The 13811-nt window shown below is 50.7% G+C and carries 14 protein-coding genes; 6 read left to right on the top strand and 8 right to left on the bottom strand.

The genetic code is table 11. The annotated features are described in order from the left end of the window. Positions 1–128: 128 nt before the first annotated feature. From DFER_RS11805 to DFER_RS11785, 5 genes are read right to left on the bottom strand one after another with little or no spacing between them, the layout of a single operon-like run. Entirely contained in the window at positions 129–518 is a 390-nt protein-coding gene (locus tag DFER_RS11805; RefSeq protein WP_015811861.1) for a response regulator, read from the bottom strand. 6 nt (positions 519–524) lie between these two features. Then, entirely contained in the window at positions 525–1616 is a 1092-nt protein-coding gene (locus DFER_RS11800) for a sensor histidine kinase (RefSeq protein WP_015811860.1), read from the bottom strand. Next, positions 1613–3793, bottom strand: coding sequence for a sensor histidine kinase (locus DFER_RS11795; protein WP_015811859.1), 2181 nt, complete (start codon positions 3791–3793; stop codon positions 1613–1615). The genes DFER_RS11800 and DFER_RS11795 overlap by 4 nt, the downstream gene beginning before the upstream one ends. Continuing rightward, on the bottom strand, positions 3784–4476 hold the full coding sequence (locus DFER_RS11790; protein ID WP_015811858.1) for a hypothetical protein: 693 nt from the start codon (positions 4474–4476) through the stop codon (positions 3784–3786). Before DFER_RS11790 ends, DFER_RS11795 begins: the two co-directional genes overlap by 10 nt. Before the next feature lie 6 nt (positions 4477–4482). Then, entirely contained in the window at positions 4483–6771 is a 2289-nt protein-coding gene (locus tag DFER_RS11785) for an Rv1355c family protein (protein ID WP_015811857.1), read from the bottom strand. Positions 6772–7160: 389 nt separating this feature from the next. Between DFER_RS11785 and DFER_RS11780 the strand changes: the two genes are divergently transcribed. Continuing rightward, positions 7161–7625: a response regulator gene (locus DFER_RS11780; protein ID WP_015811856.1), complete on the top strand. Its 465-nt coding sequence runs from the start codon at positions 7161–7163 to the stop codon at positions 7623–7625. 3 nt (positions 7626–7628) lie between these two features. Here DFER_RS11780 and DFER_RS30105 read toward each other — a convergent pair whose 3' ends face one another. After that, a complete protein-coding gene (locus DFER_RS30105; RefSeq protein ID WP_015811855.1) occupies positions 7629–7796 on the bottom strand; it encodes a hypothetical protein in 168 nt (55 codons plus the stop codon). A 138-nt stretch (positions 7797–7934) separates the two neighbouring features. Between DFER_RS30105 and DFER_RS11775 the strand changes: the two genes are divergently transcribed. Together DFER_RS11775 and DFER_RS11770 are read left to right on the top strand one after the other, a co-directional pair. Continuing rightward, entirely contained in the window at positions 7935–8129 is a 195-nt protein-coding gene (locus DFER_RS11775) for a hypothetical protein (protein ID WP_015811854.1), read from the top strand. Positions 8130–8278: 149 nt separating this feature from the next. Continuing rightward, complete coding sequence (locus DFER_RS11770; RefSeq protein ID WP_015811853.1) at positions 8279–9397, top strand: alpha/beta hydrolase; 1119 nt, start codon at positions 8279–8281, stop codon at positions 9395–9397. Here DFER_RS11770 and DFER_RS11765 read toward each other — a convergent pair whose 3' ends face one another. Then, positions 9398–10549: an acyltransferase family protein gene (locus DFER_RS11765; protein WP_015811852.1), complete on the bottom strand. Its 1152-nt coding sequence runs from the start codon at positions 10547–10549 to the stop codon at positions 9398–9400. It lies immediately after the preceding gene. A 293-nt stretch (positions 10550–10842) separates the two neighbouring features. Here DFER_RS11765 and DFER_RS11760 point away from each other — a divergent pair, with 293 nt between their 5' ends. Genes DFER_RS11760 through DFER_RS11750 form a run of 3 tightly spaced genes read left to right on the top strand, consistent with a single transcriptional unit; the run spans position 10843 to position 12900 of the window. Next, positions 10843–11271, top strand: coding sequence for an SRPBCC family protein (locus tag DFER_RS11760; RefSeq protein WP_041736390.1), 429 nt, complete (start codon positions 10843–10845; stop codon positions 11269–11271). A 40-nt stretch (positions 11272–11311) separates the two neighbouring features. Then, entirely contained in the window at positions 11312–11623 is a 312-nt protein-coding gene (locus DFER_RS11755; RefSeq protein WP_015811850.1) for a MerR family transcriptional regulator, read from the top strand. 53 nt (positions 11624–11676) lie between these two features. Further along, positions 11677–12900 (top strand): M20/M25/M40 family metallo-hydrolase, encoded by a 1224-nt coding sequence (locus tag DFER_RS11750; RefSeq protein WP_015811849.1) that lies wholly within the window; start codon positions 11677–11679, stop codon positions 12898–12900. Between the two features lie 99 nt (positions 12901–12999). Here DFER_RS11750 and DFER_RS11745 read toward each other — a convergent pair whose 3' ends face one another. Further along, positions 13000–13515, bottom strand: a complete 516-nt coding sequence (locus tag DFER_RS11745; protein ID WP_015811848.1) for a metallophosphoesterase family protein — start codon at positions 13513–13515, stop codon at positions 13000–13002. Positions 13516–13811: the final 296 nt, after the last annotated feature.

Raw genomic sequence — 13811 nt, 5'->3', positions numbered from 1 at the left:
TCGGTCACTTATACATTAAATATGCATCCAAAGGCCGTTTTACGCAATATTGGACTCCGGTCGGTAGTCGATACGATTATGACCTGATCCAGTTAATTTAGTTATCTAGCAAAAATTATACTACAAGATCAGATAGCCAGCTTCTTTTTCAGGAATGGTATCTCGAGTGGTTTGGGCAGCAGATCAATGATATGCTGGCTGGCTTTTGCCTTTTCAATGTCGCGGGTGTCGATGGTCGACGAGAGCATGAAGATCCTGACTTTCTGCCGCAGGCCGTCGGACAGCTGATCGAATTCGTCGATGAATTCGAAGCCGTTCATGTCGGGCATTTGCAGGTCGAGCAGAATAACGGTGTCGGGCAGGGTATCGGCCTGGGTGACGAGGTATTTGAGGGCGTCGCGCGCCGAATTGAAGGTTTTAACCGAGTTTGTAATCCCGCTTTTGATCAATAACTTTTCGTAGATGAACAGATCGAATGCGCTGTCATCTATCAAAAAGAAGTTAAGCAGTGGTTCCATGTCGGGTTATTTGTTAATAGAAGGAATGTTGATTTCAAAAATACTACCCTCGCCGATTTTTGATGTTACGCTGATTTCTCCTCCTAATTTCGAGATCGCCTCGTGGACAATGTAAAGTCCTATTCCTGAGCCGCTGTTGGTGGCCCCGGCGCGGTAAAACATTTTAAAAATTTTGTCCTGATCCGACTCCTTAATGCCCGTTCCGTTGTCTTCTACGATGATTTTGGCCTCCGAAGCAGTCGATTTCACGGTCAGGTGGACAAACGGGCTGGCCTTGGATTTGTCCTGAAATTTGATGGCGTTGTTGATCAGGTTATTGAAAATGATACGCAGCTTCATCACGTCCGAATTGAACACGCCGTCCTGCTGGATATCCGTGGTCATTTTCAGGTTGCCGTATTCGGGCAGATATTGAATGGTAGCCTGCACCTCGGTTACCAGCTCCTCGAAACTGATGTCCGTCACCACCGGCACGCCGCGGGCATTTTTGTAATAGTCGATAATGTTGATGATGAACGTATCCAGTTTCTTCACCGACTGCCGGATCAGTTCCAGGTATTCGTTCTGCGATTTTACATCTTCTTCGAGCAATGCGAGGTTCACAATGCCGAGTACCGACATGAGCGGCGCGCGCAGGTCGTGCGACGCGCTGTACACGAACTTATCGAGCTCCTCGTTGGCCTTCTGCAACTCGATGTTCCGCTGTTTCAGGTCTTCGCGGGTTTTGTAGATGTCGTATGCATTGGAAATCGCATTCTCGACATAATTGTAATCCCACGGCTTGTCGATGAACCTGAACACCTCACCCTTGTTGATCGCGTCGATCGCCGCGCCGATGTCCGTGTGGCCGGTAATCAGGATACGTATCGGCTTGGGAAACTTGGTCCGTATTTTTTCAAAGAATTGAACGCCCGTCATCACCGGCATCCGCTGGTCGGCCAGGATGATGCAGAAATCCTTGTCTTCCAGCATTTGCTCTGCTTCTACTACCGAGGAAGTGATCGTGATATCGTATTGCTTTCGGAACGAAGCCTTGAACGAATGCAAATTGTGCTCCTCGTCGTCAATATACAGAATGGTAATTGCTTTTTCGCTCATTGAAAATCAGGGATTGGGCGTGCTTTTCTTTTTACAGGCAGCGTGATCAAAAATTCTGTTCCTTCTCCTACTTCGGTGTTCACGTGGATGTTACCGCTGTGAACTTCGATAATTTTAAACACAATTGAAAGCCCCAGGCCGGTACCGTCGCCCACTTGTTTGGTGGTGAAGAACGGCTCGAAAATCTTCGCGCGCACCTCCGGCGTCATGCCCGGCCCGTTGTCCCGCATCGAAATAGCCACGGTTTCAGGGTCTTTCAGCCAGGATTTTACCCAGATAGTCGGCGTTTTACCCTCTTGTTTATCCTTCTGCAAAGCATAAATCGAGTTGGTCAGGATATTCATGAACACCTGGTTGAGCTTTCCGGCATAGCATTCGATGCTCGGAATGTTGCCCAGTTCCTTCACGAGGGTGATGGAGTTGCCCATCTGGTAATTGAGGATAATGAGTGTGGATTCGATTCCCTCATTGATATTGACCAGGTTGAGGTCGGTTTCGTCCACACGCGAGAATATTTTCAGGCCTTTCACGATCTCTACCGTGCGGTGGGCCCCGTCTTCCATGCCTTTGAGTAGCGTATTGAGCTCGGTTTTGAGATAATCCAGGTCCAGATCGGATTTCAGCTGTTCGATTTCCCTTACCTTGCTTTGCAGGGTTTCCACCGAGTTGACCTCCCGGATGCCGTCGTACGAATCGAGGATTTCGAGCACGTCGTCGATATCACGCCGCAGCGGCCGGATGTTGGAGCTTACGAAGTTGATCGGGTTGTTGATCTCGTGCGCGATGCCCGCCGTAAGCTGACCCAGCGATGCCATTTTCTCCGAGTCGATCAGCTGCGTCTGGGCGTCTTTCAGCTTCGTGAGTGTGAGGTTGAGCTCGGTATTGGCAAATTGCAACTCGGCCGTGCGTTCGTTTACGCTCTTTTCGAGGAAGGCATTCTGTTCGAGGATAATCTTCTCGTTTTCCATCGAAATGCGCAGCGCCTGTGCCTGGGAAATTTCTTTCTCTTTTTTGAAAATGTTGATCTTGTCGGCCAGGGCAAACGATAGGAGGATCACCTCGATCGCCGTGCCGGCCTGCATGGTATAGTTTGTAAAGGTATTATAAGGCAAAATGTTCAGGTTGCGCAGCGAGTACAGTACAATGCCGATCAGGAACATCGACCACGCTACAAGGAAGAACTTTGCCGGGCGGTAACCTTCCATCGACAGCATTACAGCCACAATGAGCGCAAACAGCGCCGCAGACGGCGCCAGCACGTCGATGATCCGGTAGCTGACCATATTCAGTCCGATCAGGTTAAATAACACAGCCACGCCGTAAGTAACGATAATGACCGTGATAATGCGGTAAGTGGCCGTCGATCGCTCACGGATATGCAGGAAGTTCTGGAAGAACATCAATGCGAAAGTGCCGGCCAGCGCGGGGAAAAGGATGATGGAATATTCGTTGAATGCGGGCGTATCGGGCCAGAGGAACTTGAATGTGTAACCGGTAATCGTCGTCTGCGTGAGCCCGATAAAGAGAATGTAAAGCACATAATACAGATAGCTTTTTTCACGGATGGAGAAGTACACGAAGAAATTGTACAGCATCATCACGAAAAGCACGCCGATATGGATTCCGGAAATGATCTCGTTGGTCAGCGCAAACTGAAAAAAGTTCATCTCGCTGCGCACGATAAGCGGAACGACGATCTGCTCGCTTCCGTGAACTTGCAAATAGAAGGTTTGCGCGCTTTGCCGGGGAATATTGAGTTTAAAAACGATGTTCTGGTGCTTGACGCGCCGTTTGTCGAAAGCATCGTTCCATGAAATGGTCTCTTTTTTGGGATTGCCCTCGCCGGACGAATACAGCGTAACGGATTCGATACGCGGATAGGCGAGTTCGAGGAAAATATTGTCCTCCGCGCTCGTGTTGCGAATATTGAGGCGTATCCAGAATGTGGATGCGCTCACCCCGAAATTGGGCGTTTCTTCGGTGCTGGGCGTAAATATCCCCCGGGCGGTCACGTCGTCGATCGTCATGGCGGAGGTCGTGTCTTCCAGGATTTCAACCTGCTTGCCGATCGTCACATCGTCCCCTTTGAACACGACCTCACCGGCACAAGCGCATTGCAGAGCACTTATGAGCAAGAGGAATGTTCCAATAATCCCGCGGTAGAACTTTACATCCATTTATTGATATCGTAAATTATCGTTAAGTCCCCGCGGCGGCCGGTTTCAACGACGGTTTGCGTAGGGTTTGCTCTCAGGCTGAATATTTTTTCACGTTCCTCGTCTGTGGCAAACGGCAGGTTGTGCAGGTCGCGGGCAATGAGCGATGTTGCGATCAACCCTTCTTTCGGGTAATAGAATGTCCCGTTGTTCCCCAGGTCCGTGAGTACTTCAAATCCAATGCGCTGGCTGATTACCAGTGTGATCGGCGAGCAAAGGCCCATCAGGTGCTCTATCCCGACTTTCGATGCAATCGCCATGGCCGTCCGCCCCAGGTATACGCTACCGATCCCGTATCCGGCCACCTCCTTGGAATTGAAAAGCCCGCAAAACTCGGCCACTTTGTAATCACCAATCTTGTCGACATAGCCATAAATGCTTTTGTCAATTTTCGCGATGGCATCTTCCATCGGCATTTTCAGGTTCGGGGAGCGGACCTGCACGCGGGTGCCGCCGTAAATATCTTTCCCGTCTTCCGACTGCACGATGATCACATACGTATTAGGGTCTTCCAACCACGTGTGGCTGGCCGATGTGACCTGTTTCACGCCGTATGCTTCCAATACCTTGCGGTGCCCTTCAACGTATCTCAGGCTCGTCTCCACATCATCCGGTGCACGGTATGCTTGAATATGTGCTACCATGTACTGTTATGGGTTTACAATAAAAAGTGTTTCGTTCAACGGCAATCGGTAACTTTTGATCCCGGGCTTTTCAGCCTGTGCTATTTTAAATAAAAACACTTCCGCGCCATCCTCACCAAACGGAACCAATTCCATGAATCTCTTTCTTAACGTGCGTAATCTTGATGCTTCGGACTCGTCGAGACCGGCATTGTGCCCTTTTGTAATGCGAGGGAACAAATAAAACGGGGAAATTAATGGATGGATCGCAAATTGCAATTGCTCCGCCCGGAGCCAGAGCCGTTGCATGGCCATCCCGCCCCGGAAAAAATCTTCGTAACTGTAACGCGGCATGGTGATCATACCCAGCGCCGAGGCCGTCTCCACGGATTTAAGCGCGGCATCCACCAATGCCCCGCCGCCCTGAATACCCTTTAATGTCTGGGATATTTCGCGGTCGCGGATGATAGAAAGTGCCGCAATCTGTGCATTACTAAGCCCGAGCGTGCGGACGTCGATGCCATCCCGTGACTGTTCGGCATCGGTCGGCGTCCATTTCATTTCGCGGTGAACGAAGTCGTAATGGCCGTCGGGGTTCAGCAGGCGGACCCGGTCGCATTCGCCTATTATTTCTCCAATGGCATTAATGGATTTTCTATCGGCAAAATAATGAAATGCCGCACCGTCCACACTTTCTGCCGCTTCTTTCAGTTGCTGGAAAATAGCTTCCGAAATCGGAACGGCTGTGGATGGGTTGCGGTTCGTGGTGCGCTCGTAAATCACCTGCACCGCCTCGGGAGCATACACGGGGTCGGCTTTGGCCGCCGTCCCGGCGCGGTGGAAGTCGATCACGGCAATGAGCGTCGATTCTTCGCCGAGCGGGAATGTCTCCGCCGCCACGTCCAGGCCGGCCTCGCGGCTTTTCAGCAGAATGTTTTCATAGGAGGCCCCAAATGAAATGTTGGAAGCGATCTGGTCGAAATCGCCGAAGGAAAACGAGCGGAAACGGTCGTGAAAAAGAAATAATCTTCCGTGCCGGTAGAGCCATTTCCAGGGCTGGTCGTTCCCGGTGGACGGTGCCTGGCAGGCTGCTTTTACAATGTCGGCCAGCACATTTTCCGCTATACTTTCGGCCTGTTTTTGTGGTAACGAATCAGCTATACGAACCGCTTCGGAAACGTCGAAAGGCGCGTGCGGATTGTCGCGCGTCGCCGTCACCGGGCTCCGCGATTTGTCGCCGATGAGTTCTTCCAAATCGATATAATACCGTCCCGACTCGTGGAACTGGTTGAGCAGGATGCGGCGGCACACGTCGGTAACCACGCCTCCGCCGAGCGTGACGGCGCTGGCCAGCTGGGGCCAGGTGCCGATGCTCTGCCCGATTTCCACGAGGGAAACCTTGCCTCTTTTGGACCCATTGATCGCATTCACGATCCGGAGCACGAGCGGCAGGCGGTCTTCTTCTGAAATATGTTCGAATTTATCCAGCGGCAGTCCCTGAAGGTAGCCGTGGAAAACAGGCCTTTCGGGCTCGCTGTCGAACCGCTCCACATCCAGCATGCCGCGGTCGCTGGTTTCCATTACTACCGGGATGCGCAGTTCCGCAGCGCGGAGCCGCGACTTGATTTTCAGCGCGATATCGTCGCATTCGTCGATCAGGATGTCGAGCTTGCCGCCGTCGAGCAGGAAGCCGTCGAGGTTTTCGTTCGTAATGCCTTCGGGAAAACAAATAATGTCGAGAAACGGGTCGATCTCGGCGATCTCGCGGGCGGTAACAATGCATTTGTTGACGCCGATGTTATGCAAGCCTGTACGTATACGATTAAGGTTACTGAGCTCGATCGTGTCGAAATCGGCGAGTTTCAGTCTGCCGCAAGCGCGCTCGGTGGCAATGCTGAGCGCCACCGAATGTCCCACGGAAAGTCCGATAATGCCGATTGAGCGTCCGGCAAGGTGCTGCTGCTCTTCGGGAGTGATTTTATACTGATTGCGGCTCGTCCTCAGTTCGGTGAATTCGGCCTCGTCCACCAGGTGCAGAAGCCGCTCCGACCACGGGTAATACACCCATACACCTTCTGTTTCGACATCCCTCCCCTCGGCCCAATCGCGGTATAGCGCCTCGATTTCGGCGGTCGCGAGCCGTTTTCGGGGGTGCCGGATTCGGATAAGTTCTTGTTTCTGGGAAGCAAATAAATCCAGGATGGTTTTGCCGCGATAGTCTTCTATGAAGGAAAGGAATTTTTCTTTATCTGCGTAGCGCTCTTTGGAGATGAAAACCGGTTTGTAGATATAGTTGATCTTTGTGTTATGGTACATTTTAGAATAATTCTGAAGCCTGTCCTTCAATGGGCCGTGGCCTGATTTAACAAATCACAAAATTGTGCCGATCTTCGTATAAAAATCACCGAACCAGCAATTGCATACCCCGAATGCCGTATATTCACGCATTTTTACTTGCTTCAATAATTACACAAATTGCTGAATTTATTTTTGTAAAACTAACCTCTGGTTCATTGGAGGGTAAAATATTTGGACGTATGTGCCAAAAATTCCCTTATTAGCAGAACCTTGTGCCGGTGCGTTGCATAAAAAATTTGTCGAAACTGCTGTGCCCGTTAATGCGAATATAGAATTAATATTATAATATTATCAATTAGTTCGGGGCGTAACGAGTTCGTGCCCCGTCAAGCACCAAGTATTTCAGGATGGAAAAAGGAAAAATAAGCGTACTGTATGTGGATGATGAAATCAACAACCTCAACTCATTCAAGGCCGCTTTCAGAAGGGATTTCAATATTTTAATTGCGACTTCGGGCCGCGAAGGCCTCGAACTTTTGAAGCACAATGTCGTGCACGTCATCATCACCGATCAGCGGATGCCCGAAATGACCGGTGTGGATTTCCTGATCGAAGTTTTGAAGGACTATGCAGACCCCGTCCGTATCCTGCTCACGGGCTACACGGACATTACCGCCGTGATCGACGCGGTGAACAAAGGGCACATTTATTATTACCTCAATAAACCCTGGGATGAGCAGCAGCTTCGCATTATCATCAAAAATGCGTACGAAATTTTCCACCTGCGGGAAGAAAACAAGGAGCTGATCGAGAAACTCATCGATGTGAACGGCCAGCTGGAATTCCTGCTGCGCCAAAATCTGCTTTCTTAAAGATTAGCGCGACTTTCTGCGGACGATGTTTCTGATGCCTGCCAGCGAAGGCCGCGAGCCGCGGAACATATAGGTAAGCATCGAAAATGCCGTGGAAAACGCGACCGCCATCAGGAGGATCGCTGCGAAGAGCAGGTTACCGATTGCTTTCAGAAAAATGATAATGTCCATAACTTCATATAGTGGGTGACTGCTGATAATCAGTAAAAACCGTACCAGAAGCGTTTCCCGGCCCGCTCCCCGAACCGGCTTTGGTATCTTTTTTGCAGGGCACCGGTTTGAATATCAATAAACTAAACCGGGAGGGAAATGAAGAAAAGTATAATCATCGGCATTATAACGGGGATCGTCGTCTTTCTGTTTGTGATCTCGTGCGGCATGACGAGGCGGACAATCGGCGAAGATGTGGGGAGAAACGATGCAGAACCACGCGACAAAACGGGGGCATATCCGGCCAGCTGGCCAGTACAGGATATGCCGGTTACGAAAAATGTAAATAAATGAGCCGTTCCGGGCACAGCAGTTGAAATCTGAATTGAAAACAGATTAATTTCGCATGCAATAGCCCCGGGTATAACACAAGAAAGCCGGACCGCAAACGTCCGGCTTTCCCGTGTAAGCATGAATGAACTACGCATTATCGATCCTTACAAATGTTGAAGCAACTCTACTGGGCATATAGTTTGGTAATTCTGGTCGGCCTATCTCTCAGTTGCCGCTATCCCGCAGCTGAACCGGGCCCTGTCGATGGCGGCGGCGCTGACACGACTGTCCCCAATAACCCCGACACGGTGATTATTGACACCATTCCAGCCAAGAATCCCGATTCGCTGCTCGCGCGCACTTCCCGTTTTACTGCCGAAAAACTCTTCGCGATCGAAGCGCTGACCCAAAGCGGTGGCATTTATGGCACCGCGGCCGACTACCGCGGCCAGAATACCGAGCTTAAATACGAATTCATAGCTCCCGCCAACGATACCATGAAACATCGCCCGTTTGTGCTGATGGTACATGAAGGCGCATTTCTTTTTGGTGATCTGAACAACGAAATGGGCAAGGCCCGCGGGCTTGCGCAGCGCGGCTTTGCGGCGGCTTCCATTGGCTACCGGCTCGGGTTCGACGGTGCTAGTGAACAAAACCCATGCGGCGGCAACGGCAATGGAGCAGTGCGGGCGGTTTACCGGTCGGTGCAGGATTTGTATACTGCCATTCATTATTTCGTCGACCGGGCAGACGAGTTCGGGATCGATACACGGCAGCTGATGTTGGCCGGCAGCAGTGCCGGGGCCATTACGGCCACAGCGCTCGTATATATGAGAGAGGCCGATTTCGAGGCGCTTTCGCCAGGCATTACCCAGGCATTGGGCCCGCTGGATCCCCAGGCTGAGAACAGCCCTTTCCGCGTGCGCGCGCTGCTCACGCAACTGGGCTACGGCATATTCCGCAGCGAATACATCACCGAGAGCAAGGCCATGCCCACCTTGTTTTTCCAGCGAATAGGGGATAACGTGCTGCCCTATTATAAAGGTACATTCCTTTCCTGCCCTACATACCTGCCCATGGAAGGTGCAAAAATGGCGTCCGACCGGTTGAAACAATTCAAAATCCCGTTCGAACTCAACTATGAAAACCTTGAAGGGCATCATCTGAGCTATCCCGAAGATTACGTGGTGGATCGCTATGCCGAATTTATGAAACGGCTATGGTCGCAAAACCTGCGGCAGCTCACCAACGACGGCTATAAAAACGTGGAAGACGTAGCGCTCCAATGATCACCGGCTGACGGGTTCTTTCAGCACCAATCGTTTGCCGGCCGGAAGTAGCCGGCTTAGGTAAGCGGTAAGCCGCACTTCGATCAATTCGTACGAAATGCGCGAGGCAATGAGCGTGAGGGTGAGCGTGAGGAAAAACATGGCGCTGCCGGTGCTGTAAATCGGGAAGCCCATTTTGCGGAACAAAAAAGCAGTCCCTACCGCCACCGGAACGTGCAGCAGGTACACCGAAAACGACATATCGCCAAGCCTTACCAGCCACGCCGGGAACTGCCCGATGCGGTATTGGTAATGGAAAACAAAAACGATGAAAATCGCCGCGGAGCCAATTCCCCATTCAAATGGCCCAAAACCGCCCGAAAAGCCGGAAATGAACTGCCAGATGGCCAGGCAAACGAAAGCCGGCGCCACGAGACTGATTGATAAGAAACCGCTAATCCGCTCATGAAGTGCACGGTGGTAGTAAGCGAGGCCGAGGAACACGCCGCACACGAAGTTCCAGATAATCGGATTGGTGAGCATGTTGAGATAGGGTACGCCGAGGCCGGGCATCTTGTCGGCCTTTAATGTGAAAACGCCATAATAGGTAGGAATGCCCACGAGCGTGACGGCTATTGCCAGAAAGAAAACATACCAGCGAAGCCGCCCGAAAAGCATCGACACGGCGATCAGCAGGTAGAAATAGATTTCATAATTAAGGCTCCAACCCACATTCAGCAATGCATAACCGTAGAACGGCGGCGGTGTGGTGTCCAGCGGAATGAAGAGAAGGCTTTTGACAAGCTCCGAAGGCCATTCCGGACTGAGCGAGAGGCGGCTTTGCAGGAAACAGTAGGCCAGGGTTACAATGGCGTAGGCGGGCCAGATCCGGATGAGTCGTTTGGCAATAAACTTTAAGATGTTTTTGCCGGTAAGCTCCGTGTTGCGGGTGATGTACACCATGATGAAGCCGCTGATCACGAAAAAAAGACTCACGCCGGCAGGACCGGAGCCGACAAGAAAGTCGATTTCCTTTTCGAAGGGATCGCCTTTTTTCATGACATCCTTCAAATGGTAAACCGTGACGTACAATGCGGCGATGCCCCTCAGAACCTGAATACTGTTTAACTTGGATTCACGGGTTGCGCGGCCCAGGCTATGCTCCTGTCCCATACCGATCAGAATTGATAAGTTAATTATCCGTTACTTAAATCATTGACACAGAAAATCGATGGCCCGTGTCACAGATCGGAAAATTGCGGGTTTCTGATAACGAATATGGGTGCATTGTCCTGACAGACAGTGTGTTGGTTTTATTCATAACAGTATAACGTTGAGCGGTAGTGAATTGAATTGTAAACGAAAGATAACAAAAAGTGTTTCGCATTTACAACAAGTAAATAGTTGTACACCGGATGCGGCACAGTTTTTTGCCGGATAAGCCTTACAACTTCAAATTTCGCTTTATGGCACAGCAGCTTACCGTTAGCAAAAAAATCTCGATAGACGCACCTCCGGCGAAGGTGTGGGAGGTGTTGATCGCCCCGAAATACATCCGGCAATGGGACGACCTGCCGAATGATTTCGAAGACTATTACCTCGAACTCGGCAGGGTGATCGACTGGACGGGCATGACACGCCTGACCGTTACCGGCTATGAGCCCAATAAACTCCTCGAACTGTCGCTTTACGTGTCCAAATGGGAGCAGCCGCCTTCGCATTATGACATCAGCTACCGCTACCGGCTGGCTGAACAGGAGAATGGGACCATGCTGGAAACAGAGATCGGAGATTTTTCGGCATTGCCCGATGGGAAGGATTATTACGCCTCTTCGGAAGAATTTGCGACGGCGGCCCTGGCAAAAATCAAAAATTTGTCCGAAAACAGACTTTAATAGCAGGGGCGATTATCTTTGTAGTAACCGCTTCAAAGATATGGAACCGAATACCAAATTATACTACGACACCAACGAGGTTGCCGAAATGGTAGGTTGCGAGCCTTCGGCGCTCCGCTTTTGGGAGAAAAAATTCCCGCAGCTCAATCCCAAGCGCGATTCCCGCAACCGGAGGCGCTACACCGAGCGCGACATCGAGATCATTCGCAAGATCATGCACCAGCGCGACAAGCAGGGGCGCACCATCAAGGGTACACGCGAGCAGCTGCGCCGGAAGGAAGAGGCTCAGCTGCTCGTTCAGCGCCTGCTGCGGGTGCGGAAGTTTTTGACGGACATTCACGACGTGCTCTGACCAGCCCGGTGTCCCGACGCAGCATACGCATTCTCATATCAACACATCAACCAATGAAATACCTGTTTTCTGCCATACTGGCGCTCGCGGGCGCCTCGGACGCGCTTGCGCAGCGTTTTCAAACCGCACCGATCCGCAAGCACATCGAATACCTCGCATCCGACGATCTCGAAGGTCGCGGAACGGCCACCCTCGGCGAAGTGCGGGCAGCCAACTACATAGCGGCAGCATTCAAGGAAATCGGTTTGAAACCGGCGGGCACGAAAGGGTATTTCCAGCCGTTCGAAGTGTCGTTCGCGGTGGATGGCGAAGCCCATGACCTCACGGGCAGGAATGTGGTCGGGTTTCTTGATAACGGTGCTCCTAAAACGATCGTGATCGGCGCCCATTACGATCACCTGGGCAAGGGGTTTCAGGGAAGTTCGCTTTCTCCCGACAGCAAGAACAAAATCCATAATGGAGCCGACGACAATGCCTCGGGCACGACCGGGGTAATCGAGCTGGCCCGTTACTTTGCGGGTAATCAGGTGAAAGAGAAGCATAACTTCCTGTTTATCACCTTTTCCGGCGAAGAATTGGGGCTTATCGGTTCAAAGCATTATGTGGAAAAACCAACCTTGCCGCTGAACAGCTTTTCGGCGATGATCAATATGGATATGATCGGCAGGCTGGATGAGCAGAAAGGCATTATCGTGTCGGGCTGGGGCACGAGTAAGGTTTGGGGCAAACTGATTCCCGACCTCGCTAAAAAGCAAAAACTGAACTATACGGTCGATTCCTCCGGCGTAGGTGCTTCGGACCACACTTCGTTTTACCTGAAAAATATTCCCGTGGTACAATTCTTCACCGGCGGCCACGGCGATTACCATAAAATTTCGGACGATCCCGATAAGATCAACTATGAAGGCGAAGTAAGAATACTTACTCTGATATCCGAACTCCTCGAAGGATTGGACAAGGAAACCACCGAGCCTGAATTCCTCACCGCGGGCAATCCGCATTCCGGCAGTACTACCAGCAATTTCAAAGTTACGCTGGGTGTAATGCCCGATTACAGTTACACCGGAAAAGGCCTGAAAATCGACGGCGTTTCGAAAGCCCGGCCGGCAGAGAAGGCAGGCATCATAGCCGGCGACATCATCACCAAACTCGGCGGTGAGCCCATCGGCACCATTTACGACTACATGGAAATCCTCGGCAAGCACGAAAAAGGCCAAACCGTAGAAGCAGAATTCCAGCGCGGCAGCGAGACGAGGAGGGTGAAGGTGACGTTTTGAGAGATTAATTTTGAATGATTGAATGACTGAATGATTGAATGACTGAATGATTGAATGATTGAATATTAGATTTATTCAGTCATTCAGTCATTCAATCATTCAATCATTGTACACCACCCCTCGCTTCCCCAGCTCAATCGCCTCCATCTGGCTGATGAGTCCTTCGTGGAGGTTGAAACGGAGTAGTGTCCGGAATTTGTGGAAGCCTTCGCGGCCGGCGGCGCCGGGGTTTATGTACAGCATGTTATTTAATGCCTTGTCGCGGATTACGCGGAGGATGTGGGAATGCCCGCATACGAAAATGTCGGGTGTGTTCGACTTTAAAACGGGCATGACCTGCGGGTTGTAGCGCGGCGGTGCGCCGCCTATGTGCGTGATCCAGACCCTGAAACCCTCTACTTCGAAATGCAGGTTCTCGTGCGTGAGCGCACGCACCTGGGGCGTATCAATATTGCCGTAAACAATGCGGGTAGGTTTGAAAGCCTGCAACTGCCCGATGATCTCCACCGAACCGATATCACCCGCGTGCCATATCTCGTCACAATTGGCAAAATGATCGAAAATACGCTCGTCAAGATAGCCGTGTGTGTCTGATAATACTCCGATACTTTTCATTTAAACACTAAGAGAGTAACAACTAGAGGGCAAATATGGTCAATGAAATTCGTACGGAAATAATTTAACGAAAAATTTATCGAATTAAAGTAACTTATATATACCAAAACGCGTACTTTAATGGTTGAAATCTTAATAAAAGTTAAATGTTTCTTTTCTGCGTCTAAAAACAACTTTAAACTAATTTTTTAGTTGTAAACTTGTTGTGCTTTATCTATTATTGCAAAATGTAATTGAACAGTTACAAACCTCTATTCACATAACCACCAGCTAGCCTTGAAAAAAATCCTACTTCT

Source organism: Dyadobacter fermentans DSM 18053, assembly GCF_000023125.1.
GTDB lineage: Bacteria > Bacteroidota > Bacteroidia > Cytophagales > Spirosomataceae > Dyadobacter > Dyadobacter fermentans.
The sequence above is the reverse complement of the archived record's forward strand: the minus strand, read 5'-3'. Positions and strand labels throughout refer to the sequence as shown.

What these genes read in the sequence shown, in the direction of transcription:
- DFER_RS11750 (WP_015811849.1), top strand. Translation starts at nt 11,677, where the DNA reads ATGAAATACCTGTTTTCTGCCATACTGGCGCTCGCGGGCGCCTCGGAC.
- DFER_RS11775 (WP_015811854.1), top strand. Translation starts at nt 7,935, where the DNA reads ATGAAGAAAAGTATAATCATCGGCATTATAACGGGGATCGTCGTCTTT.
- DFER_RS11800 (WP_015811860.1), bottom strand. Translation starts at nt 1,616, where the DNA reads ATGAGCGAAAAAGCAATTACCATTCTGTATATTGACGACGAGGAGCAC.
- DFER_RS11780 (WP_015811856.1), top strand. Translation starts at nt 7,161, where the DNA reads ATGGAAAAAGGAAAAATAAGCGTACTGTATGTGGATGATGAAATCAAC.
- DFER_RS11795 (WP_015811859.1), bottom strand. Translation starts at nt 3,793, where the DNA reads ATGGATGTAAAGTTCTACCGCGGGATTATTGGAACATTCCTCTTGCTC.
- DFER_RS11765 (WP_015811852.1), bottom strand. Translation starts at nt 10,549, where the DNA reads ATGGGACAGGAGCATAGCCTGGGCCGCGCAACCCGTGAATCCAAGTTA.
- DFER_RS11790 (WP_015811858.1), bottom strand. Translation starts at nt 4,476, where the DNA reads ATGGTAGCACATATTCAAGCATACCGTGCACCGGATGATGTGGAGACG.
- DFER_RS30105 (WP_015811855.1), bottom strand. Translation starts at nt 7,796, where the DNA reads ATGGACATTATCATTTTTCTGAAAGCAATCGGTAACCTGCTCTTCGCA.
- DFER_RS11805 (WP_015811861.1), bottom strand. Translation starts at nt 518, where the DNA reads ATGGAACCACTGCTTAACTTCTTTTTGATAGATGACAGCGCATTCGAT.
- DFER_RS11745 (WP_015811848.1), bottom strand. Translation starts at nt 13,515, where the DNA reads ATGAAAAGTATCGGAGTATTATCAGACACACACGGCTATCTTGACGAG.
- DFER_RS11760 (WP_041736390.1), top strand. Translation starts at nt 10,843, where the DNA reads ATGGCACAGCAGCTTACCGTTAGCAAAAAAATCTCGATAGACGCACCT.
- DFER_RS11785 (WP_015811857.1), bottom strand. Translation starts at nt 6,771, where the DNA reads ATGTACCATAACACAAAGATCAACTATATCTACAAACCGGTTTTCATC.
- DFER_RS11770 (WP_015811853.1), top strand. Translation starts at nt 8,279, where the DNA reads ATGTTGAAGCAACTCTACTGGGCATATAGTTTGGTAATTCTGGTCGGC.
- DFER_RS11755 (WP_015811850.1), top strand. Translation starts at nt 11,312, where the DNA reads ATGGAACCGAATACCAAATTATACTACGACACCAACGAGGTTGCCGAA.